Here is a 22,689-nt window from a genome sequence, read left to right as displayed (position 1 = left end):
CTCCCCGGGCCGTCAGAGCCAGCCGTTGCGGCGGAATCCCCGGTACAGAACGAGGCACGCGACTGATATCACGCCGATGACCAGCGGATAGCCGAACCGCCAGTGCAGCTCCGGCATGTGATCGAAGTTCATGCCGTAGACCCCGCACACCATCGTCGGTACGGCGATCACCGCGGCCCAGGCGGTGATCTTCCGCATGTCCTCGTTCTGCGCGACCGTCACCTGGGCCAGGTGCGCCTGCAGGATGGAGTTGAGCAGTTCGTCGAAGGAGGCGATCTGCTCCTTGGCCCGCATCAGATGGTCCAGGACGTCCCTGAAGTAGGCCTGTATCTCCGGGTCGACCACCCGTATCGGCCGTGTGGCGAGGTCCTCGACCGGGCGGGCGAGCGGCACCACGGCCCGTTTCAGCTCCAGCAGTTCACGCTTGAGCTGGTAGATCCGCCCCGGGTCGGCCCGTGCGCCGTTCTCCGCGAACACGTCCGTCTCGACCTGGTCGATGTCGGCCTGCACCGAGTCCGTGACGTTCAGATAGTCGTCGACCACATGGTCCGCGATCGCATGCAGGACCGCCGCCGGTCCCTTCGCGAGCTGCTGGGGATCCGACTCCAGCTCCTCGCGCAGCGGCCCCAGCGAGCCGTGCCGCCCGTGCCGCACCGTGATCACGAAGTCATGGCCGACGAACACCATGATCTCGCCGGTGTCCACCACCTCGCTGGTCGCCGTGAGCTGTTCGTGCTCGACATAGCAGACCGTCTTGAGTACCGCGAACAGCGTCTCGCCGTACCGCTCCAGCTTCGGGCGCTGGTGGGCCTCGACCGCGTCCTCGACTGCCAGCGGGTGCAGGTCGAACAGCTCCGCGATGCCCGCGAACTCACGGTCCGTCGGCTCGTGCAGCCCCAGCCAGACGAAACCGTCACCCTGCTTGCGCACCCGCTCCACGGCGTCCACCAGATCGCCGCCCCCGGGGACCCGGACCCCGTCCCGGTACGTCACGCAGTTGACCACCGACGAGCCGAGCGGTGACCTGGCGGGGTGGCTCAGGTCGACCCGCGGGCGTCGTCGGGCCAGCCGCGCCACCTTGCGCAGGCCGCTGACCCTGCCCAGGTCCCTGACCTTCCGCAGATTCCCTGCCATGGACATCTGGCTCTCCTTGCGTGGCTCTCCTCGCGCCGTGCTGCCGCGCCTTGGCGGGAAAGTCTGCCAGGTCGGCGTGAGGCGCGGGTAAGCCTGTGGGAACAGGCGGTTCCGCTTTGTTCCCGGCTGTGGACAGGGCATTCCCCGCCGCGGAGAGCCGTCTCGGCGTACCGGAGCGTCGACCGTCGCGGACATGCGGGGCAACTGGGATGATCACGGCATGACGCGAACCGACGGGTATCTCCTCGACAACCGGCAGACCGAGGCGGGCCGGCGCTTCGACGCCTTCGCCACCCTCTTCGACCCCATCACCTTCCGGCACTTCGAAGGCTTCGGCCTGGGACCCGGGTGGCGCTGCTGGGAGGTCGGCGCCGGCGGCACCTCCGTGGTGTCCTGGCTGGCCAAGAAGGTCGGCCCGACCGGCAAGGTCGTCGCGACCGACATCGACACCACGCTCCTCGCCGCGGCCGCCCGTCCGCCGGTCGAGGTGCGCGTCCACGACGTGGGCACCGAGGAGCCGCCCGGAGAGGGCTTCGACCTCGTGCACGCCCGGCTCGTCCTCGTCCATGTGCCCGACCGCGAAAGGGCGTTGCGTTCGATGGTCTCGGCGCTGCGGCCCGGTGGGCGGCTCCTGGTCGAGGACGCCGACCCCGCCCTCCAGCCACTCGTCTGTCCCGACGAGCACGGGCCCGAGCAGCAGCTCGCCAACCGGATCCGGCACGGCTTCCGCAAGCTGCTCGCCGACCGCGGCGCCGATCTGTCCTACGGCCGCAAACTCCCGCGCCTGCTTCGAGAGGCCGGACTGCATCGCGTGGAGGCCGACGCGTACTTCCCCGTCACCTCGCCGGCCTGCGCCGAGCTGGAGTCCGCCACCGTACGGCAGATCCGGGACCAGCTCGTCGCCGCGGGTCTGGCCACCGACCAGGACATCGACCAGCACCTGGCCAACGTCGCCTCCGGCGGCATGGACCTTGCCACGGCACCGATGATCTCGGCGTGGGGGCGCAAGGGGTGAGCGGGGGCGGGTGCCGCATACGGGCGCGCCGGGCCGGTTACGCCCACGTCAGCCGGGCACCGGAGGCCTCCCGCCCACCTGTTCCACCGCCCGTGCACCCGCCCGGCACCCCGCCGCCGCGGCGGCTTCGGGATCCGCGCCCGCGACGAGACCGGCGAGGAACGCACCGGTGAAGGCGTCTCCGGCGCCCGTGGTGTCCCGGGGCGTCGCCGGTGCGGTGGGAACGCGGGCGACCACGGTGCCGGCCCGGGCCACCAGCGCACCGTCCGCGCCCAGCTTGGCCACCACCAGCGGGACGTGGCGGCTCAGCTTGACCGCCGCGTCCGCCGGATCGCGCAGCCCCGTCAGCAGACACGCCTCGTCACGGCTGGGCAGCAGCACGTCCAGCCCTGCGGCGAACGCCAGGAAGCGGTCCACCCCCAGCCCCCGGAGGAACCCCGCCGACGCGGGATCCAGGCTCACCGGGACGCCACGCGCGCGTGCCGCTTCGAGGGCTGTCACCGCGAGGGCCCGACTCGGCTCGGAGAACAGCAGATAGCCGGACAGGTGCAGTCGGCCGACCCCGTCGAGCAGGGTGTCCGACCAGTCGGCGGGTTCGAGCAGGAGGGACGCGCCGCTGTCCGTGAGGAACGTGCGCTCGGCCGACGCCCCCGCGTCGACGAGACAGATCACCGTCCCCGTCGCCGCCCGCGGGTCGACCACCAGCCGCGGCCGCACTCCGGCCGCGACCAGCTCCCGCTCGTGCCACGCGGCCGCGTCCGCGCCCACCCGCCCCAGCAGCCGTACGTCCGGACAGCCCGCGTGGGCGGCCCAGCAGGCCACGTTGGCGCCCGCGCCACCGGGCACCGTCCGGATCGCGGCCGCCGTGTCGGTGCCGGCCGCGAGAGGCCCCCGGTGCCGGGCGACGACGTCGGTGACCACGTCCCCGACAACCAGCAGCGCCCGGTTCCGGTCCGCCGTCATCCCCGGGCCCACGCCGTCGCGATCCGTGCCGCCAGCCGCACGTTGCCGCGCACCGCCGCCAGGTTGGCGCTCAGCGAGGCCCCGTCCGTGTGCCGCACCAGGTAGTCGAGCAGGAACGGCGTGACCGCCTGCCCGGTGACACCCTCCTCCTCGCACTCCCGGAGCGCCTCGGCGAGCACGCGCGCGTGGACGCCCGGATCGAGCTGCTCCTCCGCAGGGACGGGATTGGCGACGATCAGCGCGGAATCCGGCACGCCGAGCGCGTCCTGCGCCCGCATGACCCCCGCCACCTGCTCCGGGGTCTCCAGCGTCCAGTCGACCGGGTGCCCGGAGTCCGACAGGTAGAAGCCGGGGAAGCGGTCCGTGCCGTATCCGGCGACGGCCACACCCAGCGTCTCCAGGCGCTGCAGCGTCGCCGGGACATCCAGGATCGACTTCACCCCCGCGCACACCACCGTGATCCGCGTACGCGCCAGCAGACCCAGGTCGGCGGACTCGTCCTGTGTCACCGTCCACTCCCGGTGCACACCGCCCAGCCCGCCGGTGGCGAACACCCGGACACCCGCCAGCGCGGCGAGCAGCGCGGTCGCCGACACCGTGGTCGCGCCGCTCACCCCCGCCGCCACGGCGAGCGGCAGGTCGCGGTGGCCCAGCTTGCGGATCCCGTCCTCGTTCGCGACCCGCTCCAACTTCTCCTTGTCCAGGCCGACATGCGGACGCCCGTCCAGCACGGCGATCGTCGCGGGCACGGCACCCTCCCGCCGAACCGCCTCCTCGAGCTCCAGGGCCACCTGCAGATTGCGCGGGCGCGGCAGCCCGTGCGCGATGATCGTGGACTCCAGGGCCACCACGGGTCGACGCGCGTCGATCGCCTCCCGCACTTCTTCGGACACCGCCAGCATCACGCGCCTGCCTCCTGTCGCTCGGTTCTCCCTCATCTCTGGCGGGCCGCACAGCGCGATAAACGCTTGCGGCCTGTGGGCGACGCCACCAGTCTGGGCGGCATGACGAACAATTCGACACGTCTCGACCATGTCGTCCTGTGGGTGAGCGACCCGGCCGCCTCGGCCGACTTCTACGAGAAGGCGGTCGGCCTGGAGCCCCTGAGGGTTGCCGAATTCGCGGAGGGAAAGACGTCGTTCCCCTCCGTGCGCGTCAACGAGGAGACCATCCTCGATCTGGCACCGCTCACCCTCGCCGAGCGCATGCGGATGCTCCCCGGCTCCGCCGAGAGCGCGGGCCACCCCGTCAACCACATCTGCCTGTCCCTGCCGTCCGACGAGTTCGATGCGCTGCGCGGCCGTCTCCAGGAGCGCGGCGTCCCCGTGTCCCACATCGCCCACGACTCGTACGGCGCCCGCGGAAAGGCCCCGCGCAGCTTCTACTTCCGGGACCCCGACGGCAACGTCTTCGAGGCCCGGCACTACGAGTAGCCGACTCGCCCGAGCCGTCAGAACAGCGGCTCGGGCAGGACGCCCTCCAGAGCGAGCAGCTTCCGCTTGGTCTCCAGCCCGCCCCCGAACCCGCCGATGCCGCCGTCGCTCTCCACGACCCGGTGGCACGGCACGACGACCGGCAGCGGGTTGGCGCCCATCGCCGCGCCCACCGCCTGCGCCGCGCTCGGCTGACCGACCCGCCCGGCCAGATCGCCGTACCCGACGACCGTGCCGTACGGCACACCGGAGGCCAGTTCGCGCAGCACCTGCCGGTTGAAGCCGGAGATCAGCGACCAGTCCAGGGACAGTTCGAAGCTGTTCCGCTCGCCGGCGAAGTACGCCTCGATCTGGCGTATCGCCTCGGCCAGCAGCGGCGAGCCGGGCGCCTCGACGGGCTCGGTGCCCAGCCGGGCCGCCAGTCGCTCCAGCGTCCGGTCGCGCACCGCCGCGGTGGCGTGGAACACGACGTTGACCAGGCCGTCGCGGGTCGCCGCAAGTAGCAGCGGACCGATGTCGGTGCTCACGACGGTCCACACGACCTGCTGCTCGTACTGCCCATGGCTGTCCATGCGCCCACCGTACGACCCGCCACTGACAACACGGGAGGATGGCCCGGCCCGCTCCCCGGCAGAGCCTCAGTACCCGTTCAACGCCGCCCATACGACGTCGGGCTTGTTCGTGATGATGCCGTCGACGCCGTACCGGGCGACTGTCCGGGTGGTGGCCGCGTCGTTGACGGTCCAGGTGAACACCCGCAGCCGCCTGCCGTGCGGCCCGTAGAACGCGTGCACTGTGCGGACATAGGTGGCGGAGATGGATCCGTACGAGGGATTGATCAGATCGGTGAAGCGCGCGTACCTGTGCAGATCCACCACCGACGGTGTCCCGAGGAAGCCGGTCGTCAGAGCGGGCTTCAGGTCGTGCACGATCCGCAGGCTGTCCGCGCTGAAGCTCTGCACGATCAGTCGGCCCAGATGCGGCCGGTCCAGCCATCCCTCGTTGCTGAGAAGTTTCAGGGTCTCGCGCTCGATGCCCGGGTAGAGCTCGGGATTCTTGATCTCCAGGAGCAGCTTCTCGTGGTTGTGGTCGACCCGGCGCATGTACTCCTTCAGGGTCGGCACGCGCGTGCCCGCGTATGCGCGGCCGAACCAGCTGCCCGCGTCCAGACGGGCGATCTCGGCCGCCGTGAAGTCCTTGACCTTCCAGGGCGCCCGGTCCGGGAAGACCTGCTCGACGTTCGTGGTGCGCCGGAGGCTGTCGTCGTGAATGACGACCAGTTCGCCGTCCTTGGTGCGCTGGACGTCGTTCTCGACCCAGGAGAAGCCCAGCCGGGCCGCCTCGTCGATGGCGGGCAGGGTGTTCTCGGGGGTGTAGGCGGAAGCACCCCGGTGGGCGATGACCCCGGGCTGTGCGCCGACGCCGCCGGCCCGGGCGTCGGGGGTGGGGATCAGCACGGTGGCCGTCCCCAGGAGCGCGGTGGTCGTGGCGGCAACGGCGCGCGCGTGCATGCGTACTCCTCGCGTCGAGCGAATACGGACAGCACCAGAGTGACAGCAGAGTGTCCATGGAAGGAGGGCACACGATGGCCACGGAATGAATGGAGTTCCCCAAGTCCGCACACTGGCGCCACACAACTGGGGCAAGGGCGTGTTTCTTTGCCGGAAAATCGTTCGACCATTCCGGTGGGAGTCATACTCTCTGCGTCAACCCTGACCGTTCGAGCGGTCCTGGGCCGGGGGGAACATTTCAGGTATTCCGGGACGCAAAGGGTGAAGGGCAGCCGCGCATGCAAGGCACGGTCGACGGATTCAGCTACGGGGTCGTCACCCCGCTGGTGGCCTATCTGATGGCGTGCCTCGGTGGAGCCCTCGGCCTGCGTTGCACCACCAGATCCATGCTGGTGGCCCACTCCTGGCGCCCTGCCTGGCTCGCCCTCGGCTCGGCCGCGATCGGCTCCGGCATTTGGACCATGCACTTCGTCGCCATGATGGGGTTCAGCGTCAAGGAGACCCCGATCCACTACGACAAACCCATGACGTACGCGAGCCTGGGCCTCGCCGTCGTCATGGTGGGGGTCGGGATCTTCATAGTCGGCTATCGCGGCGCGACCGGGGCGGCCCTGTTCACCGGGGGCACGATCACAGGTCTGGGCGTCGCCTCGATGCACTACCTCGGCATGGCGGGCATGCGGCTCAACGGGCATCTGGAGTACAACACGCTCACCGTCGCCGCCTCGGTCGTCATAGCGGTCGTGGCCGCCACCACCGCCCTGTGGGCCGCGGGACAGGTGAGGGGCTTCCTGTGGAGTGTCGGCGCGAGCCTGGTCATGGGGCTCGCCGTCAGCGGCATGCACTACACCGGCATGGCCGCCCTCAGCGTCCACCTGCACGGCACCACCGCGACCACCGCGGGCGAGTCGCCCGCGACCCTGCTCGGCCCGATGCTGATCGGCCCCCTCGCCTTCCTCCTCATCGCGGGGGTCGTCGTGATGTTCGACCCGCTGATGGTCATGGGCAAGCCCGACTGGACCCGCGCCGAGCACAAGCCGGGCGTTCCGGCCGGTACTGTCACCCCGCACCCGGGCCGCCGCCCGCAGCCCCGCTCGGGTCGCCGGCAGGTCCGGCCGCAGGGGCACCGCGGCTCCCGCACCCCGCAGAACTGGTGATCCCGACCCGTTGTCAGTGCGGGGTCGTACGGTGGATGGCATGCGGCCCGTTTCCAAGATCGAACGCACGGTGGCGCCCTTCGAGGTCGTCAGCCACTACCAGCCCAGCGGCGACCAGCCGACGGCCATCGCCGAGCTGGCCAAGCGCATCGAAGGCGGCGAAAAGAACGTCGTCCTCCTCGGCGCGACCGGCACCGGCAAGTCCGCCACCACCGCGTGGATGATCGAGAAGCTCCAGCGTCCCACGCTCGTGATGGCGCCGAACAAGACGCTGGCCGCCCAGCTGGCCAACGAGTTCCGCGAGCTACTCCCGAACAATGCGGTCGAGTACTTCGTCTCGTACTACGACTACTACCAGCCCGAGGCGTACGTCCCCCAGTCGGACACCTACATCGAGAAGGACTCCTCGATCAACGAGGAGGTCGAGCGCCTGCGTCACTCCGCGACCAACTCGCTGCTCACCCGCCGCGACGTCGTCGTGGTCGCCTCGGTCTCCTGCATCTACGGCCTCGGTACTCCGCAGGAGTACGTGGACCGCATGGTCCCCCTCAGGGTCGGCGACGAGATCGACCGCGACGAGCTGCTGCGTCGCTTCGTGGACATCCAGTACACGCGCAACGACGTGGCGTTCACCCGCGGCACCTTCCGCGTCCGCGGCGACACCATCGAGATCTTCCCGGTGTACGAGGAGCTCGCCGTCCGCATCGAGATGTTCGGCGACGAGATCGAGGCGCTGTCCACCCTGCACCCGCTCACCGGCGAGATCATCAGCGACGACCAGCAGCTGTACGTGTTCCCGGCCTCTCACTACGTCGCGGGCCCGGAGCGCATGGAGCGCGCGGTCAACGACATCGAGAATGAGCTGGGGGAGCGCCTGGCCGAGCTGGAGAAGCAGGGCAAGCTCCTGGAGGCCCAGCGCCTGCGCATGCGGACCACGTACGACATCGAGATGCTCCGCCAGATCGGCTCCTGCTCCGGCGTGGAGAACTACTCGATGCACTTCGACGGCCGCTTGCCCGGTTCCCCGCCCAACACCCTGCTCGACTACTTCCCGGAGGACTTCCTCCTCGTCATCGACGAGTCGCACGTCACCGTGCCGCAGATCGGTGCCATGTACGAGGGCGACGCCTCCCGCAAGCGGACCCTCGTCGACCACGGCTTCCGGCTGCCCTCCGCCCTGGACAACCGCCCCCTGAAGTGGGAGGAGTTCCAGGAGCGGATCGAGCAGGCCGTGTACCTGTCGGCGACCCCCGGCCCGTACGAACTGTCCCGCGCGGACGGGGTCGTCGAGCAGATCATCCGCCCCACCGGTCTCATCGACCCGGAGGTCGTGGTCAAGCCCACCGAGGGCCAGATCGACGACCTGGTGCACGAGATCCGCAAGCGCACCGAGAAGGACGAGCGCGTCTTGGTCACCACGCTCACCAAGAAGATGGCCGAGGACCTCACCGACTACTTCCTGGAGCTCGGTATCCAGGTGCGCTATCTGCACAGCGACGTCGACACCCTGCGCCGCGTCGAGCTGCTGCGCGAACTTCGTTCCGGCGAGTTCGACGTGCTGGTCGGCATCAACCTGCTTCGTGAGGGCCTCGACCTGCCCGAGGTGTCCCTGGTAGCGATCCTGGACGCCGACAAGGAGGGCTTCCTGCGCTCCGGCACCTCGCTCATCCAGACCATCGGCCGCGCGGCACGCAATGTCTCCGGTCAGGTCCACATGTACGCCGACAAGATCACGCCGGCGATGGAACGGGCCATCGAGGAGACCAACCGCCGCCGCGAGAAGCAGGTCGCCTACAACAAGGCCAACGGCATCGACCCGCAGCCGCTCCGGAAGAAGATCAACGACATCGTGGCGCAGATCGCCCGCGAGGAGGTCGACACCGAGCAGCTGCTCGGCTCCGGCTACCGCAAGTCGAAGGACGGCAAGGCGACCAAGGCCCCCGTCCCGTCGCTCGGCGAGAAGGCGGCCAAGGGCGCGAAGGCCGCCAAGCCGGCGAAGGGCAAGGCCAAGGACACGGTGCCGACGGACCGCCCCGCGACCGAACTCGCCGAGCAGATCGAGGAGATGACGGAGCGGATGCGCGCCGCCGCCGCGGACCTGCAGTTCGAGATCGCGGCCCGGCTGCGCGACGAGGTCTCCGAGATGAAGAAGGAACTGCGCCAGATGCGCGAGGCGGGCCTGGCCTGACCCTCGCGGTCCTACCGAACCCCGGCATGTGCGCAGAGTGTTGCAACACCGACACAAACCGCGGGCCGGGGTTCGGCACTGTCGGCGCCGGTGCGTAGGGTTCTGGTCAACCGCGGGTACCGCGGCAACAGGGGAAAACCGAGAGGGGAAGCAGCCGTGACCGTCAACATGACCAAGGGTCAGGCCATCAGCCTGGAGAAGAAGGACGGGGGCACCCTGACCGCGGTCCGTATGGGTCTCGGCTGGCAGGCGGCACCCCGGCGTGGCCTGTTCGGCACGCGCACGCGCGAGATCGACCTGGACGCCTCGGCGGTGCTCTTCGCGGAGAAGCAGCCGGTCGACGTCGTCTTCTTCCGCCACCTGGTTAGCGACGACGGCTCGGTGCGCCACACCGGCGACAACCTCGTCGGCGGCGTGGGCCAGGGCGGCGACGACGAGGCCATTCTCGTCGACCTGGCGCGTGTCCCGGTCCACATCGACCAGATCGTCTTCACGGTGAACTCCTTCACCGGCCAGACCTTCCAGGAGGTGCAGAACGCGTTCTGCCGCCTGGTCGACGAGACCAACGGCCAGGAGCTCGCCCGCTACACGCTGGACGGCGGCGGCACCTACACGGCCCAGATCATGGCGAAGGTGCACCGGGCGGGTTCGAGCTGGACGATGACCGCCCTGGGCACCCCGGCCAACGGCCGTACCTTCCAGGACCTGATGCCGGCGATCCTGCCGCACCTGTAGGACGGCCGGACGGGCCCGGCGAGCGGCGCACGACAACACCAAACAGGGGGACGAAGGCGATGACGGCCGAACTGGTGCGGGGGCAGAACCACCCGCTCTCCCAGGTCCGGCTCGAGATCCGGGTCTCGGCCGATGCGCCGGTCGTGGCGGGGGCCACGCTCAGCGACGAGAACGGCAGGGCGCGCGGCGTCGAGTGGGTGGCCCACCCGGGCGCCCCCGCGCTCCCCGGGCTCGAGGTCTCCAGGCAGGCGGCGGCCGACCACCGACTCGCGGTGGACCTGGCCGCCATGCCCGAGGCCGTGCACCGAGTCAATGTGCTGCTCGCCCTCCCCGCGGGAGCGGACGGCCCGGCCCGCTTCGGCCTCGTCCCCGCTCCCTCCGTCACGGTCACCGGCCTCGACGGCACCGGGATCGCCCGCTTCACCCTCACCGGCCTGGACGCCGAGTCGGCCGTCGTCGCCCTGGAGCTGTACCGCAGGCAGGGTGCCTGGAAGGTCCGTGCCGTCGGCCAGGGTTACGCGGGCGGCCTCGCCTCGCTCTTCACCGACCAGGGCCTGCCCCAGGCCGCCGAACTGGCGGGCAGCATCCACGAAGCGGTCGCCCGGGGTCTGGCCCGTTCGATACCGGCGCCCGCACCGCGTGCGGCGGACGCCGACCGATCCCGCAGCACGGCACGTTCCACGCCTGGCCCCGACCAGGCCGGCCCCGCACCCCAGGGCACCCCTGACCCCGTATCGCCACATCCCGCGTCACCGTACGGCGCGCAGAGCCCGTGCAACAGCCAGGTGCCGGGCGGGCCGGGGCAGTCGGGGACTCCGGGCGGGATGCCCGGCGGACCGGAGCAGCCCTCCTGCCCCGGCGGGGCCGAGACGGCGGACGCCTCTGCGGTTGCGTCCACGCCCGCAGGTGGCCCGATCGACTACACCCACCCGAACCGGCGGCACGCGACCCCGCCCCCGCCACAGGAACCCCCCGCCCCGCCCGGAGAGACCGCTCCGCCCTTCGCCGGTGACGCGGCCGGCTGGTCCATGGAGGAGCGGCTGTACAACCAGGTCTGGGGCATGTTCGAAGACCTGGCCCGCACCATGGCCGCGTACCGCAGTGCCGTCGACTTCGCCGAATCCCGCATGGAGAAGGAGCTCGACCAGGTCCTGTCGGACCTCCGCAACCGGCTCGGCTCCTCGGGCGACGCCGCGCGCGAGGGGGCCAGCGCCAAGCGGGCCCGGCTCGTCGAGCAGGCCAGGGCGGTCCTCGACCGTGATCTGGCCCAGCTCGCCGCCGAGTCCGAGGTGGTCGAGCCCGCGCTCCCGCCGGCGTACGCCCGCTGGGACAACCCCGTCTGGCACGGCTACCACGTGCCGACGGAGCCTCCGATGGCCCTCCGCCTGGGCGACCTCCACCTCCCCGAGAGCGCGCCGCTGCGCATCCCGATGCTGGTCCGGCTGCCGCTGGAGCGGGGTCTGTGGATCGACAGCGGTACCACGACGGCTCCTGACGGCTCGTTCTTCGACCCGGGCGAGCTGCGGCACCTCGCGATGGAGGCGGCGGTGGCGCTCGCGGTCCGGTTGCTCGCCGTTCACCCGGCGGGCGAGTTCGACGTTCATGTGATCGATCCGGCGGGCTCGGGGGCGTCGGCACTCGGACCGCTGGCGCGCGGCGGTGTGCCGGGGGCTTTGCCCGCGACCGGCGCCGCGGGTGTGGCGGACGTCCTCGGCCGACTCACCCAGCGCGTCGACCTGCTGCAGATGGCGCTGCGCAGCGGCGCGACCGATTCGTTGCCACCCGGGCTCGACACCGCCCAGCAACTGCTGATCGTCAACGACTTCCCGCACGGCTTCGACGACCGGGCCGTGAACCAGTTGCGCTATCTCGCCGACGAAGGACCGTCCGCCAGCGTCCATCTGCTGATGGTCGCGGATCGCGAGGACGCCGCCGCCTACGGCCCGTTGCTCGACCCGCTCTGGCGTTCGCTCATGCGACTCACCCCGGTGCCCGACGACCATCTTGCCGATCCGTGGGTCGGGCATGCCTGGACGTACGAACCCTCGCTCGTCCCACCCGGCAGCGAGGTGCTCCATCATGTGCTCGCGCAGGTCTCGGCCGCCCGTACCAAGCACACGTAAAGTCATCCGACCTGGCGATTTGGTTTTTCCTTTACCAAGGACTTTACCTTTCCTTGGTGATTGGGGTACTGTTTTCCGCACGGAGGGGAGTACTCCCTATCTGCTGCGGCGTTCCCGTCAATACGGATCAGGCCAGATCCCGGGGCGTCGGCCCATTCTGGGCGGAAGAGACCTCCGGCGGCGACGACGCTGACTGTTTGCCGTTACGTACTGCTACGTACTGCCGGAGGCGCAATGGATGTTTCCGTGACCCTGTGGGTCCTCACCATCGCGGGCCTTGCTGCCCTGATCGCGGTCGACTTCTTCATCGGCCGTAAACCCCATGACGTATCGACCAAGGAAGCCGGGATCTGGACCGTCGTCTGGATCTCCCTGGCCGGGCTCTTCGGCCTCGGCCTGCTGGTCTTCGCCGGCGGGCAGCCGGCCGGCGAGTTCTTCGCGGGCTTCATCACCGAGAAGTCGCTCAGCGTCGACAACCTCTTCGTCTTCGTCCTGATCATGGCGAAGTTCGCGGTGCCCTCGCTGTACCAGCAGCGTGTGCTGCTGGTCGGCGTGCTCATAGCCCTGGTTCTGCGGGCCGTGTTCATCGCCGCGGGAGCCGCGATCGTCACCAGCTTCTCGTGGGTCTTCTACCTCTTCGGCGCCTTTCTGATCTGGACCGCCTGGAAGCTGATCCAGGAGGCCAGGGCCGAGGAGAAGGACGAGGAGTACGAGGAGAACAAGCTGCTCAAGGCCGCCGAGCGCAGGTTCGGCGTGGCCGACCGCTATCACGGCACCAAGCTGTGGATCCAGCAGAACGGCAAGCGCGTGATGACGCCGATGCTGGTCGTGATGCTCGCGATCGGCACCACGGACGTGCTCTTCGCGCTCGACTCGATCCCCGCGATCTTCGGCCTGACACAGGACCCGTACATCGTCTTCACCGCCAACGCCTTCGCCCTGATGGGCCTCAGGCAGCTGTACTTCCTGATCGGCGGCCTGCTGAAGAAGCTGGTGCACCTCTCGTGCGGCCTGTCGGTCATCCTCGGCTTCATCGGCGTCAAGCTGGTGCTGCACGCGCTGCATGAATCCGGGGTGCACGTTCCGGAGATCAGTGTCCCGGTCTCGCTCGGCGTGATCTGCGCGGTCCTGATCGTCACCACGGTCACCAGCCTGCTGGCGTCCCGGAGGCAGTCGGCGCTCGAAGCGGCGCAGGTGCGCGGCGAAGGCGCTCCGAAGGACAGCGTCGACGCCTGACCATCGCGGACGTAGGAACAACGGTCCCCGGGGAGCGGTGCGGGGTGATTGCCGAGCACCGCTCCCGATGCTTCGTTGGGGGCTGAGCGCGTCCCCGCCGGGGACGCCCGCCGCCCCGGTGGAGGCAGCCATGAAGTTCGTCCAGATCATCGACTTCGAGACAGACCGCATCGAGGAGATGCGGGCCCTGTCCGAGGACATGGAAAAGCGCTTCGCTGGCCGCGAGAACGGTCCCACGCGCCGTCTGGTCCTCGCGGACAGGAGCCGGCCGGGCCGCTATCTCGCGGTGATCGAGTTCAACTCGCACGAGGAGGCCATGCGCAACAGCAGTGACCCCGAGACGAGCAAGTTCGCCGAGCAGATGACCGCCCTGTGCACCCGGCCGCCGTCCTTCACCGACTGCGACGTCGTGGACATGAACGACTTCGGGTGAGCAGGCCCGAGAGCCGAACCACCGGGGGCCCGCGCCGCGCCGGCGCCGGGCCTCCGGCACCCTGAAAGGAGCAGAATGCGAACCCTGTACGCCTCTGTCACCATCGCTGCATGATCACTAGGCTCAGGTCGCTCACCACACAGTGGACGTTCCTCGTGCCGGTGTTCGCGGTCGTCCTGCTCCTCTTCACCTGGGGGCGCGATCTCCCCGGCGCGGTTGTCGCGCTCGTCACCGTGGTGCTCGCCGGTTCCGTCCTGGCCGCCGTGCACCACGCCGAGGTGGTGGCCCACCGTGTCGGCGAGCCCTTCGGCTCCCTGGTCCTCGCCATCGCCGTCACGGTCATCGAGGTCGCCCTGATCGTCACCCTCATGGCCGACGGAGGTGCCAAGAGCGCGACGCTGGCCCGGGACACGGTCTTCGCGGCCGTGATGATCACCTGCAACGGCATCGTCGGCCTGTGCCTCCTCGTCGCCTCGCTCCGTCACGGCACCGCCGTCTTCAACCCCGAGGGCACTGGTGCCGCCCTCGCGACCGTGGCGACCCTGGCCACGCTGAGCCTGGTCCTGCCGACCTTCACCACCAGCAAGCCGGGCCCGGAGTTCTCCGGTGTTCAGCTGACCTTCGCCGCACTGTCCTCGCTGATCCTGTACGGCCTGTTCGTGGCCACCCAGACCGTGCGGCACCGGGACTACTTTCTGCCCATCACCCGGCAGGGCGAGGTGATCACCGCGGACGACCACGCCCAGGCTCCGTCAGCACGCGCCGCCTGGATCAGCCTCGGCATGCTGGGCCTCGCCCTGATCGGCGTGGTCGGCCTCGCCAAGGGCGTCTCGCCCACCATCGAGTCGGGCGTGCAGGCCGCCGGTCTGAACCAGGCCGTCGTCGGCGTGATCATCGCACTGCTCGTGCTGCTCCCGGAGACGATTGCCGCGCTGCGTTCGGCCGGCCGCGATCGGGTGCAGACCAGCCTCAACCTCGCGCTCGGCTCGGCGATGGCCAGCATCGGCCTGACCATCCCCGCCGTCGCCCTCGCCTCCGTCTGGCTCTCCGGGCCGCTGATCCTCGGGCTCGGCGCCACGGGCATGCTGCTGCTCGCCCTGACGATTGTGGTGAGCTCCCTGACGGTCGTACCGGGGCGCGCCACGCCGCTTCAGGGAGGCGTGCACCTGGTGGTGTTCGCCGCCTATCTGGAACTGGCCGTCAACCCGTAACGGGCGTGGCGCACGGATCCGCCGTACCACCCGTCACCCGGCGACATGCTCCACCGCCACCACCGGCGCCGGACGGGTCTCCGGCAGCAGCGCGAAGCACCCGAGACTGAGCAGGGCGATGCCCGTCAGATACGCGCCCACTCCCCAGGGAACGCGTCCTCCGTGCTCCGCGAGCGCGGTCGCCACGATCGGTGTGAGCGCGCCGCCGAGGACCCCGCCGAGGTTGTAGCCCACCGCGGCTCCGGTGCAGCGCACCCGCGGCTCGTACAGCTCCGGCAGATACGCGGCGATCACCGCGAACATGGCGATGAACGCGATCAGCGCCCCCAGGAAGCCCAGGAACATCAGCAGTGGTTCGGCCGTCGCCAGCAGCGCGACCATCGGGAACATCCACAGGACGATGGCCGTGCACCCCGCCAGGCACAGCGGCCGCCGTCCGTAGCGGTCGCCGAGCAGCGCCATCAGGGGCGTGAGCGCACCCTTCACCACGACGGCGGCCATGATGCAGGTCAGCATGACGGTACGGCTCACTCCGAGCCGCTCGGTCCCATACGCCAGGGCCCAGGTCGTCACCGCGTAGAACACCGCGTAGCCGACCGCGAGCGCCCCTGCCGTCAGCAGGACCAGCCGCCAGTGGTGCCGTACGACGTCCGCCAGCGGCACGCGCGCGTGGTCCTCGATCTCGAGAAACTGCGGACTTTCGGCGAGCGACGAGCGCAGCCACAGTCCGGCCACGGCCAGCACCCCGGCCACCCAGAACGGCACGCGCCATCCCCACTGCGCGAACTGCGCGTCGGACAGCGTCGCCGACAGCGCCAGCATCACGCCGTTGGCGAGCACGAAGCCGACGGCGGGCCCGACCTGGGGAAAGCTCGACCACAGCGCTCGTCGCTCGGCGGGCGCGTGTTCCGAGGTCAGCAGCACCGCCCCGCCCCACTCCCCACCGAGCCCCAGCCCCTGCAGAAAGCGCAGGACGAGCAGCAGCAGGGGAGCGGTGACACCGATCGAGTCGTACGTCGGCACGCACCCGACCGCGACCGTCGAGGCGCCGGTCAGCAGCAGCGAGACGACGAGCACGGGCCGCCGCCCGTGCCGGTCCCCGATGTGCCCGAACAGCGCCGAGCCCAGCGGCCGGGCCACGAACCCCACACCGAACGTCCCGAAGGCCGCCAGCGTCCCCGCCAGCGGCGAGAACGTCGGGAAGAACAGTGGCCCCAGGACGAGTGCCGCCGCCGTCCCGTAGACGAAGAAGTCGTAGAACTCGATCGCGGTCCCGACGAGCGAGGCGACCGCCAGCCGCAGCATGGAGGGGGCCCTTACGGTGCGTACATCGTCCATGCCGCGTCAACTACCCACAGTGATCCCGGGTTACGGGGGCGTGCGGAGGTGAGGCGTGGGTCACTCGGTGCTTCAGTAGGTGACGGTGATGCGCCGGGCGGGACCGTCGACGCGGACCGTGCCTCCGTAGGGGATGACGATCTGGGGATCCGTGTGGCCGAAGTCCACGTCGAAGACGGCCGGCATGTCGGGCGCATACGTCTTCAGCGCGCGCTGTACGGCCTCACGCTGTTCCGTCGCGTAACGCGTTGCCTCCTCCGGCCGGTTGGGCCGCTCGAGGGACCAGGTCTTGGGACGGGCCATCAGCAGCGCGGAGAACCGCCGCAGCAGGCCGCGCTCGCCGAAGTTGCGCAGGGTCCTGAAGACCTCCGCGCCGCTCGGCAGCTCCTCCGAGGTCTCCAGGAACAGGACTCCGCCGTCGTACTCGGAGAGGTCGTGCGAGATCTCGCGGTCGGCCATCAGCAGCCATCCGAGGATCTCCAGGTTTCCGCCCCAGCTGCGCCCCTCGACCACCCGGTCGGCGTTCAGCCAGGTCCAGCCGGTGCCGGGCCGGGTGTCCGGCTCCGAGTCGAAGGTGGCCGGGTCGGCCCAGTCGCGATTGACGTCGTTCCAGCGCTCGGCGGGCCGGAGTTCGTACTCGCCGGAGGTGAACAGCGCCGCCCTGAGGGACTCGGCGGTCTGCGGGTGCATGGCGCCGGGACGGCCCAGCTCGCACATCACCGTTGCCCCGTGATAGCCGACGATTCCGGTGTTGCGCAGGTAGACGAGCAGGTTCGTGTTGTCGCTCATCCCGAAGAACGGCTTCGGGTTCGCCCTGATCAACTCCCGGTCCAGCAGCGGAAGCACCGTGAGCTGGTCGTCACCGCCGATCGAGGCGATCACCGCCTTGATGTCCGGGTCGGCGAAGGCCGCGTGGATGTCGTCGGCCCGCTCCTGCGGCGTCGCGCCCATCCTGCGGGTCGTCGGGTACTCGACCGGTTCGAGACCGAAGTCCTTCCGCAGCCGCTCCAGGCCCAGTTCGTAGGGGCGCGGGAAGAGCTCCGGCAGACCGGCCGAGGGCGAGATGACGGCTATGCGGTCGCCGGGCGAGGGCTTGGGAGGGTACGAGGGCGTGATCATGCGGGGAGGGTACGGCTCTCGCCCAGCTTCTTCACCGTGATAAACCGGGTCCGAGCGGCGGTCCCCGACGGACCGCCCCCGAAAGGACCGGAGGAACCGTGCCCCGCACCCTGGCCAACGCCCCGATCATGATCCTCAACGGGCCCAACCTCAATCTGCTCGGCCAGCGTCAGCCGGAGATCTACGGCAAGGACACGCTCGCCGACGTCGAGGCGATGTGTGCCAAGGCGGCGGCCGCGCACGGCGGCACGGTGGACTTCCGGCAGTCCAACCACGAGGGTGAGTTGGTCGACTGGATCCACGAGGCGCGGCTCAACCACTGCGGGATCGTCATCAACCCCGGCGCCTACTCGCACACCTCGGTCGCGATTCTGGACGCACTGAACACGTGCGACGGCATGCCGGTCCTCGAGGTCCACATCTCCAACATCCACCAGCGTGAGTCGTTCCGGCACCACTCGTACGTCTCCCTGCGTGCCGACGGCGTGATCGCGGGGTGCGGCGTGCAGGGGTACGTGTTCGGTGTGGAGCGGGTGGCGGCGCTGGTGGGGGCCGCACAGGCCGACGCCTAGCGCTCGTCGAGTCGGATGGCGGCGCGGGGCCTAGAGCCGCCCCGCCTCCACGATCCGCCGCAAGAAGCGCCGCGTGCGCTCCTGCTGCGGGTCGCCGAAGACCTGCTCGGCGGTTCCGCGCTCCAGCACGACCCCTCCGTCCAGGAAACAAACCTGGTCGGCGACATCCCGCGCGAAGCCCATCTCGTGCGTCGCCAGCACCATCGTCATGCCGTCGTCCTTCAGGTCGCGGACCACGGCGAGTACTTCACCCACCAGCTCGGGGTCGAGGGCGGCGGTGATCTCGTCGAGCAGCAGCAGCCGGGGGCGTACCGCCAGGGCGCGGACGATCGCCACGCGCTGCTGCTGGCCGCCGCTCAGCCGGTCCGGGTAGGCACCCGCCTTGCCGCCGAGCCCGAGCCGCTCCAGGAGCCCCGCGGCGCGCTCCTCCGCCTCCTCGCGCGGCACGCCGTGCACCCGGCGCGGGGCGAGCGTGATGTTCTCCAGCACGGTCATGTGCGGAAAGAGGTTGTACGCCTGGAAGACCACGCCGATACGGCGGCGCACCGCGTCCTGGTCGACACGGGGGTCGGTGATCTCCTCGCCGTCCAGCCAGATCGCGCCGTCGTCGATCTCCTCCAGGAGATTGACGCAGCGCAGCAGTGTGGACTTGCCGGAGCCGGAAGCGCCGATCAGCGCGGTCACCGTGTGCGGGGCGACCTCCAGGTCGACGTCCCGCAGCACGACCGAGTCGCCGAAGGTCTTGCGGACGGACTCCATCCGCAGCACGGGGGAGCCGCCGGGGATGCCGGGGGCGTCGCTCATATCGATCCTCCCTGGGCCCGTTGCCGGTCCATCCTGGCCGTCACCCAGTCCGTGAAGCGGGTCATCGGGATGGTCAGCGCCACGAACACCAGTCCCGCGACGATGTACGGCGTGTAGTTGAGGCTGCGGCCCACGATGATGTCCGCTGCCCGTACGGCGTCGATCGCGCCGCCGATCGACACGAGCCCGGTGTCCTTCTGCAGCGACACCAGGTCGTTGAGCAGCGGCGGCACCTGGCGGCGCACCGCCTGGGGCAGGACGACGTGGCGCAGGGCCTGCCGGTTGGTGAGGCCGAGCGAGCGGGCGGCGGCGCGCTGCGAGGGGTGCACCGACTCGATGCCGGCGCGGAACACCTCGGCCACGTACGCCGAGTAGGTCAGCGTCAGAGCCGTACCGCCGAGCAGCACCGGGTCGACGGTCACGCCCTGCAGCCGCAGCGCCGGGACACCCAGCACCACGATCATCAGATTGATGATGAGGGGCAGCCCGCGGAAGAAGTCGGTGTACGCGGCCGCGAGCACTCGCAGCGGGAAGAACACCGGCCCGCGGAGCGTGCGCGCGATGGCGATCAGCATCCCGAGGACCAGCACGGCGGCACCGCAGACGAACAGCAGCCGGACGTTCAGCCACAGGCCCTCCAGGACCTTGGGGAACGCCTCGCGCGCGTACTGCCCGTTGAAGAACGTCTCCTTGGTGCGCGGCCAGCCCGGCGCGTCGACGACGATCAGATAGAGGAAGGCAGCCGTGACCAGGGTCGAGAGCGCCGCGATCGCCGTGGCGCGACGGGTCCGGGTGCGCTTGTAGCGCTCGCGGTCGAGCCGCCGCCGCGACGGGACGTAACCGTCGCCCGTGCCGGGCATGCCGTCCTCGCCGCCGTCGGACATGTCACCCTTGTCGTCCGCGCCCTCCCGGCCGGACTCGTCCTTAGTGACCGTCACTTGAGCACCGGGGCGCCGACGGCGTCGGAGAGCCACTGCTTCTCGATCTTCGCCAGGGTGCCGTCCTTGCGCAGGGCGTCGACGGCGCCGGTCACGCACGACGTGAGCGCGCTGCCCTTGTCGAGCACGAGCCCGAACTGCTCGGCGGTGCCGCCCTGGTTCTCGAACTGCCCGACGATGCTGGCGTTCGTCACCTCGGCCGCCGTGATGTAGAAGGCGGTCGGCAGGTCGGTGACGATCGCGTCGACCTGACCGTTCTTCAGCGCGGACTTCGCCTGGTCGTTCTTGGCGTACACGGCCGCCTGCTGCTCCGGCTTCACCACGTCGTCGATGTAGTCGAGGCTGGTGGTGCCGACCTGGGCGCCCAGCTTGAGGCCCTTCAGGTCCGCGATGCTCGTCGCCTTCGCGGCCTTGGTGCCCTTCAGCGCGATGACGGCCTGGCGCACGTCGTAGTAGCCGGACGAGAAGTCCACGGCCTTTTTGCGCTCTGCACTGATGGACACCTGGTTGATGTCGAAGTCGAAGGTCTTCTCGCCGGGAGCGAAGGCCTTGTTGAACGGAACGCTCTGCCACACGACGGCGCTCTTGTCGTAGCCGAGCTGCTTCGCCACGGCGTACGCGACCGCCGACTCGAAGCCCTCGCCGTTGGCCGGCTTGTCGTCCTTGAACCAGGGCTCGTACGCCGGCTCGTCGGTGGCGATCGTCAGCTTGCCCGACGTCTTCGTGGCCAACTCGCCCTTGGCGCAAGTGGTTCCGGCCGACCCGGACGGAGTAGCGGACGCCTTCTCCTCCGGCTGCGGAGCGCAGCCGACAGCTGTGGCGAGCAGGGCAAGGGTGGCGGCGGCGACGGCGCGATGCAGCGCGCGAGGGGCAAGGTGCATGGCGGGAGAGTGACAGCGAATACCGCGTTTGTCGAGGTCAAGGCGGTAATTGTCCGCATAGTGGGAACAGGTGTTGCAGCTGTGTGAACGTCCCTCAGAGCATCTCTGTGCCGTGCTCGCCTGGGCCGCCGGCCGAGGGCGGGGATCGGAAGACCGGCGGCCCATACCGCTCAGGAGCCGTCATCCTGTGCGGGGCTGCCTCCAGTTGACCGCGCACCAACGTGCCTCGGGAGCGCACGCGGGTCACCGGCGCGTGCGAAAAGTTCACACGGGGCGCGCGTACGGAGTCCACGCCGGGCGCACGCGAGGACTGCGGGCCCTTCGTTCGCGCCCCACGTGACCGAGAAGCTCCCGGCGCGGTGTCCTCGAACCCGGCCGGGGCTCAAACGCTCGCGCTCACCACCCGCGCGCGTGCCACTCCGGAAGATGCGGTCGCTCGGCGCCCAACGTGGTGTCGTTGCCGTGGCCCGGGTAGACCCAGGTCTCGTCCGGCAGCACGTCGAAGATCTTCGTCTCGACGTCGTGGATCAGACTGGCGAACGCCTTCGGATCCTTGCGTGTGTTGCCCACGCCGCCCGGGAACAGGCAGTCTCCGGTGAAGACGTGTGGGTGACCGTGCGGGTCGTCGTAGACCAGCGCGATCGACCCCGGCGTGTGCCCGACCAGATGGCGCGCGGTGAGCTCCACACGCCCCACCCGGATCACGTCGCCGTCGTCCACCAGAACGTCGGTCGGCACCGGGATGCCGGCGGCGTCGTCCCGCCCCGCGTATGTACGCGCGCGCGTGGCCGCCACGACCTCGGCGAGCGCCTGCCAGTGGTCACCGTGCTGGTGCGTGGTGACGACGGACGCGATGCCGTCGTCACCGATCATGCCGAGCAGCATCTCCGCCTCGTTGGCGGCGTCGATCAGGAGCTGCTCGTCCGTGGCCCGGCAGCGCAGCAGATAGGCGTTGTTGTCCATCGGACCGACCGCGATCTTGGTGATCATCAGGTCTTTGAGCTCGTGCACGTCGGCCGGTCCGCCGACCGTCACCTCACCGCTGTACGTCATGGTGATCAGCCTATAGCGGGGGAGCGGCCCGAGGGGTGCGTCCATGTACTACAGCGGAGGAAGCGCCGGCAGCGCGCCGCCCTTCACCCTCAGCCCGGACCCGTCGCGGCGGCCGGCGAGCCAGCCGAGCAGATCGGCGGCCGTTCCCTCCACCGAGATCGGGCCACCGGACGCGCCGCCGCCCGTGGTCCAGGTTCGCCCGCCGTCGGCTACCAGGCCGGTCGACGGCACGTCCTGGTGCCCGCCGAAGCGCTGTGCGAGGAAGTCGATCTCCCGCTCCGTGAACTCGGCCGGAAGATTCTCCATCTCGTACCCGATCCCGAGGTCCACATGGTGCAGCTCGACCTCGGCCCAGCGCCGGAACGGCACCCGGGACGCGGAGTCGGTGACCCCGTTGCGCAGCTCCAGGGTGCGCGACCAGTCCGCGGGCGCTGCCCCCGCCGCCTGGAAGCGGGCGCCACTCTCGCGCAGATCGGCGAGCTGGACGTCGAGGGCGCGCGGGGCGTCCCGTTCGATGTCGGCGTCCCTGGCCTCCGCGGAGTCGTACATCGGACGCCCCTCCAGGGCGTTCACGAGCGCGTCCGCGTTGCGGGCGAGGTGAGCGAGGACATGGCCGCGGGTCCAGCCGGGCAGCCGTGACGACTCGGCGACGGACGCGTTGTCCAGTGCGGCGGCTGCGGCGAGGAGTCGTTCGGTCGCGTCACGTACAGACGCCAGGTCACGCTCGTGATCAATCATGGGGCCGACCCTAGCTCCGCCACTCCTTCGGGTGAAGGTGGCGGACCGGGCCCGCAAATCGAATGTGCGTGCTATATGGTCGTGTGCGGCGTCGGGCATGCTGGATG

General features: G+C 70.1%; 22 protein-coding genes. 10 read left to right on the top strand and 12 right to left on the bottom strand.

The window, feature by feature from the left end; translation table 11 throughout:
* Nucleotides 1-12 precede the first annotated feature (12 nt).
* On the bottom strand, nucleotides 13-1,140 hold the full coding sequence (locus tag ACIPSA_RS00590; protein ID WP_402627008.1) for a magnesium and cobalt transport protein CorA: 1,128 nt from the start codon (nucleotides 1,138-1,140) through the stop codon (nucleotides 13-15).
* Between the two features lie 214 nt (nucleotides 1,141-1,354).
* Here ACIPSA_RS00590 and ACIPSA_RS00585 point away from each other — a divergent pair, with 214 nt between their 5' ends.
* On the top strand, nucleotides 1,355-2,149 hold the full coding sequence (locus ACIPSA_RS00585) for a methyltransferase (RefSeq protein WP_402627007.1): 795 nt from the start codon (nucleotides 1,355-1,357) through the stop codon (nucleotides 2,147-2,149).
* A gap of 48 nt (nucleotides 2,150-2,197) precedes the next feature.
* Here the strand turns inward: ACIPSA_RS00585 and ACIPSA_RS00580 are convergent, their stop codons facing one another.
* Together ACIPSA_RS00580 and ACIPSA_RS00575 are read right to left on the bottom strand one after the other, a co-directional pair.
* The gene (locus ACIPSA_RS00580) at nucleotides 2,198-3,112 is read right to left on the bottom strand and encodes a carbohydrate kinase family protein (protein WP_402627005.1); all 915 of its coding nucleotides are present in this window, start codon (nucleotides 3,110-3,112) and stop codon (nucleotides 2,198-2,200) included.
* The gene (locus ACIPSA_RS00575) at nucleotides 3,109-4,017 is read right to left on the bottom strand and encodes a pseudouridine-5'-phosphate glycosidase (RefSeq protein ID WP_402627002.1); all 909 of its coding nucleotides are present in this window, start codon (nucleotides 4,015-4,017) and stop codon (nucleotides 3,109-3,111) included. Before ACIPSA_RS00575 ends, ACIPSA_RS00580 begins: the two co-directional genes overlap by 4 nt.
* Nucleotides 4,018-4,116: 99 nt before the next feature.
* Here ACIPSA_RS00575 and ACIPSA_RS00570 point away from each other — a divergent pair, with 99 nt between their 5' ends.
* Nucleotides 4,117-4,545, top strand: coding sequence for a VOC family protein (locus ACIPSA_RS00570; protein WP_402626999.1), 429 nt, complete (start codon nucleotides 4,117-4,119; stop codon nucleotides 4,543-4,545).
* Nucleotides 4,546-4,562: 17 nt separating this feature from the next.
* Here ACIPSA_RS00570 and ACIPSA_RS00565 read toward each other — a convergent pair whose 3' ends face one another.
* Nucleotides 4,563-5,117 carry a methylated-DNA--[protein]-cysteine S-methyltransferase gene (locus ACIPSA_RS00565; RefSeq protein WP_402626996.1) on the bottom strand — a complete coding sequence of 185 codons (555 nt, stop codon included), beginning with the start codon at nucleotides 5,115-5,117 and terminating at the stop codon, nucleotides 4,563-4,565.
* A gap of 66 nt (nucleotides 5,118-5,183) precedes the next feature.
* Complete coding sequence (locus ACIPSA_RS00560; RefSeq protein WP_402626993.1) at nucleotides 5,184-6,056, bottom strand: glycerophosphodiester phosphodiesterase; 873 nt, start codon at nucleotides 6,054-6,056, stop codon at nucleotides 5,184-5,186.
* Between the two features lie 278 nt (nucleotides 6,057-6,334).
* On the opposite strand from ACIPSA_RS00560, the gene ACIPSA_RS00555 reads away from it, so the two are divergent.
* The 7 genes from ACIPSA_RS00555 (at nucleotide 6,335) to ACIPSA_RS00525 (ending at nucleotide 15,139) form a co-directional block, all read left to right on the top strand.
* The gene (locus tag ACIPSA_RS00555) at nucleotides 6,335-7,213 is read left to right on the top strand and encodes an MHYT domain-containing protein (protein WP_402626990.1); all 879 of its coding nucleotides are present in this window, start codon (nucleotides 6,335-6,337) and stop codon (nucleotides 7,211-7,213) included.
* Between the two features lie 40 nt (nucleotides 7,214-7,253).
* Nucleotides 7,254-9,401: an excinuclease ABC subunit UvrB gene (gene uvrB, locus ACIPSA_RS00550; RefSeq protein ID WP_402626987.1), complete on the top strand. Its 2,148-nt coding sequence runs from the start codon at nucleotides 7,254-7,256 to the stop codon at nucleotides 9,399-9,401.
* A gap of 156 nt (nucleotides 9,402-9,557) precedes the next feature.
* Nucleotides 9,558-10,136, top strand: a complete 579-nt coding sequence (locus ACIPSA_RS00545) for a TerD family protein (protein WP_402626985.1) — start codon at nucleotides 9,558-9,560, stop codon at nucleotides 10,134-10,136.
* A 59-nt stretch (nucleotides 10,137-10,195) separates the two neighbouring features.
* Complete coding sequence (locus ACIPSA_RS00540; RefSeq protein ID WP_402626982.1) at nucleotides 10,196-12,259, top strand: TerD family protein; 2,064 nt, start codon at nucleotides 10,196-10,198, stop codon at nucleotides 12,257-12,259.
* Between the two features lie 234 nt (nucleotides 12,260-12,493).
* Nucleotides 12,494-13,495: a TerC family protein gene (locus tag ACIPSA_RS00535; RefSeq protein ID WP_402626979.1), complete on the top strand. Its 1,002-nt coding sequence runs from the start codon at nucleotides 12,494-12,496 to the stop codon at nucleotides 13,493-13,495.
* A 130-nt stretch (nucleotides 13,496-13,625) separates the two neighbouring features.
* Complete coding sequence (locus tag ACIPSA_RS00530) at nucleotides 13,626-13,928, top strand: hypothetical protein (RefSeq protein ID WP_402626976.1); 303 nt, start codon at nucleotides 13,626-13,628, stop codon at nucleotides 13,926-13,928.
* A 110-nt stretch (nucleotides 13,929-14,038) separates the two neighbouring features.
* Complete coding sequence (locus ACIPSA_RS00525; RefSeq protein ID WP_402626973.1) at nucleotides 14,039-15,139, top strand: calcium:proton antiporter; 1,101 nt, start codon at nucleotides 14,039-14,041, stop codon at nucleotides 15,137-15,139.
* Nucleotides 15,140-15,172: 33 nt separating this feature from the next.
* Here the strand turns inward: ACIPSA_RS00525 and ACIPSA_RS00520 are convergent, their stop codons facing one another.
* Nucleotides 15,173-16,444 carry an MFS transporter gene (locus tag ACIPSA_RS00520; RefSeq protein WP_402629386.1) on the bottom strand — a complete coding sequence of 424 codons (1,272 nt, stop codon included), beginning with the start codon at nucleotides 16,442-16,444 and terminating at the stop codon, nucleotides 15,173-15,175.
* A gap of 105 nt (nucleotides 16,445-16,549) precedes the next feature.
* Nucleotides 16,550-17,596, bottom strand: coding sequence for a S66 peptidase family protein (locus ACIPSA_RS00515; protein WP_402626971.1), 1,047 nt, complete (start codon nucleotides 17,594-17,596; stop codon nucleotides 16,550-16,552).
* A gap of 98 nt (nucleotides 17,597-17,694) precedes the next feature.
* Between ACIPSA_RS00515 and aroQ the strand changes: the two genes are divergently transcribed.
* Nucleotides 17,695-18,168 (top strand): type II 3-dehydroquinate dehydratase, encoded by a 474-nt coding sequence (gene aroQ, locus ACIPSA_RS00510; RefSeq protein ID WP_402626968.1) that lies wholly within the window; start codon nucleotides 17,695-17,697, stop codon nucleotides 18,166-18,168.
* 30 nt (nucleotides 18,169-18,198) lie between these two features.
* Here the strand turns inward: aroQ and ACIPSA_RS00505 are convergent, their stop codons facing one another.
* From ACIPSA_RS00505 to ACIPSA_RS00485, 5 genes are all read right to left on the bottom strand, one after another.
* Complete coding sequence (locus tag ACIPSA_RS00505) at nucleotides 18,199-18,972, bottom strand: amino acid ABC transporter ATP-binding protein (RefSeq protein ID WP_402626965.1); 774 nt, start codon at nucleotides 18,970-18,972, stop codon at nucleotides 18,199-18,201.
* Entirely contained in the window at nucleotides 18,969-19,910 is a 942-nt protein-coding gene (locus ACIPSA_RS00500; RefSeq protein ID WP_402626962.1) for an amino acid ABC transporter permease, read from the bottom strand. Before ACIPSA_RS00500 ends, ACIPSA_RS00505 begins: the two co-directional genes overlap by 4 nt.
* Nucleotides 19,907-20,791 carry an ABC transporter substrate-binding protein gene (locus tag ACIPSA_RS00495; RefSeq protein WP_402626959.1) on the bottom strand — a complete coding sequence of 295 codons (885 nt, stop codon included), beginning with the start codon at nucleotides 20,789-20,791 and terminating at the stop codon, nucleotides 19,907-19,909. The genes ACIPSA_RS00500 and ACIPSA_RS00495 overlap by 4 nt, the downstream gene beginning before the upstream one ends.
* 396 nt (nucleotides 20,792-21,187) lie before the next feature.
* On the bottom strand, nucleotides 21,188-21,844 hold the full coding sequence (locus ACIPSA_RS00490) for an MBL fold metallo-hydrolase (RefSeq protein ID WP_402626956.1): 657 nt from the start codon (nucleotides 21,842-21,844) through the stop codon (nucleotides 21,188-21,190).
* A gap of 48 nt (nucleotides 21,845-21,892) precedes the next feature.
* A complete protein-coding gene (locus ACIPSA_RS00485; RefSeq protein WP_402626954.1) occupies nucleotides 21,893-22,582 on the bottom strand; it encodes a maleylpyruvate isomerase family mycothiol-dependent enzyme in 690 nt (229 codons plus the stop codon).
* Nucleotides 22,583-22,689 lie beyond the last annotated feature (107 nt).

The sequence above is a fragment of the Streptomyces sp. NPDC086549 genome, assembly GCF_044746205.1.
GTDB lineage: Bacteria > Actinomycetota > Actinomycetes > Streptomycetales > Streptomycetaceae > Streptomyces.
Note: the sequence above shows the minus strand (reverse complement) of the source record. Positions and strands in the feature narration are given on the sequence as shown.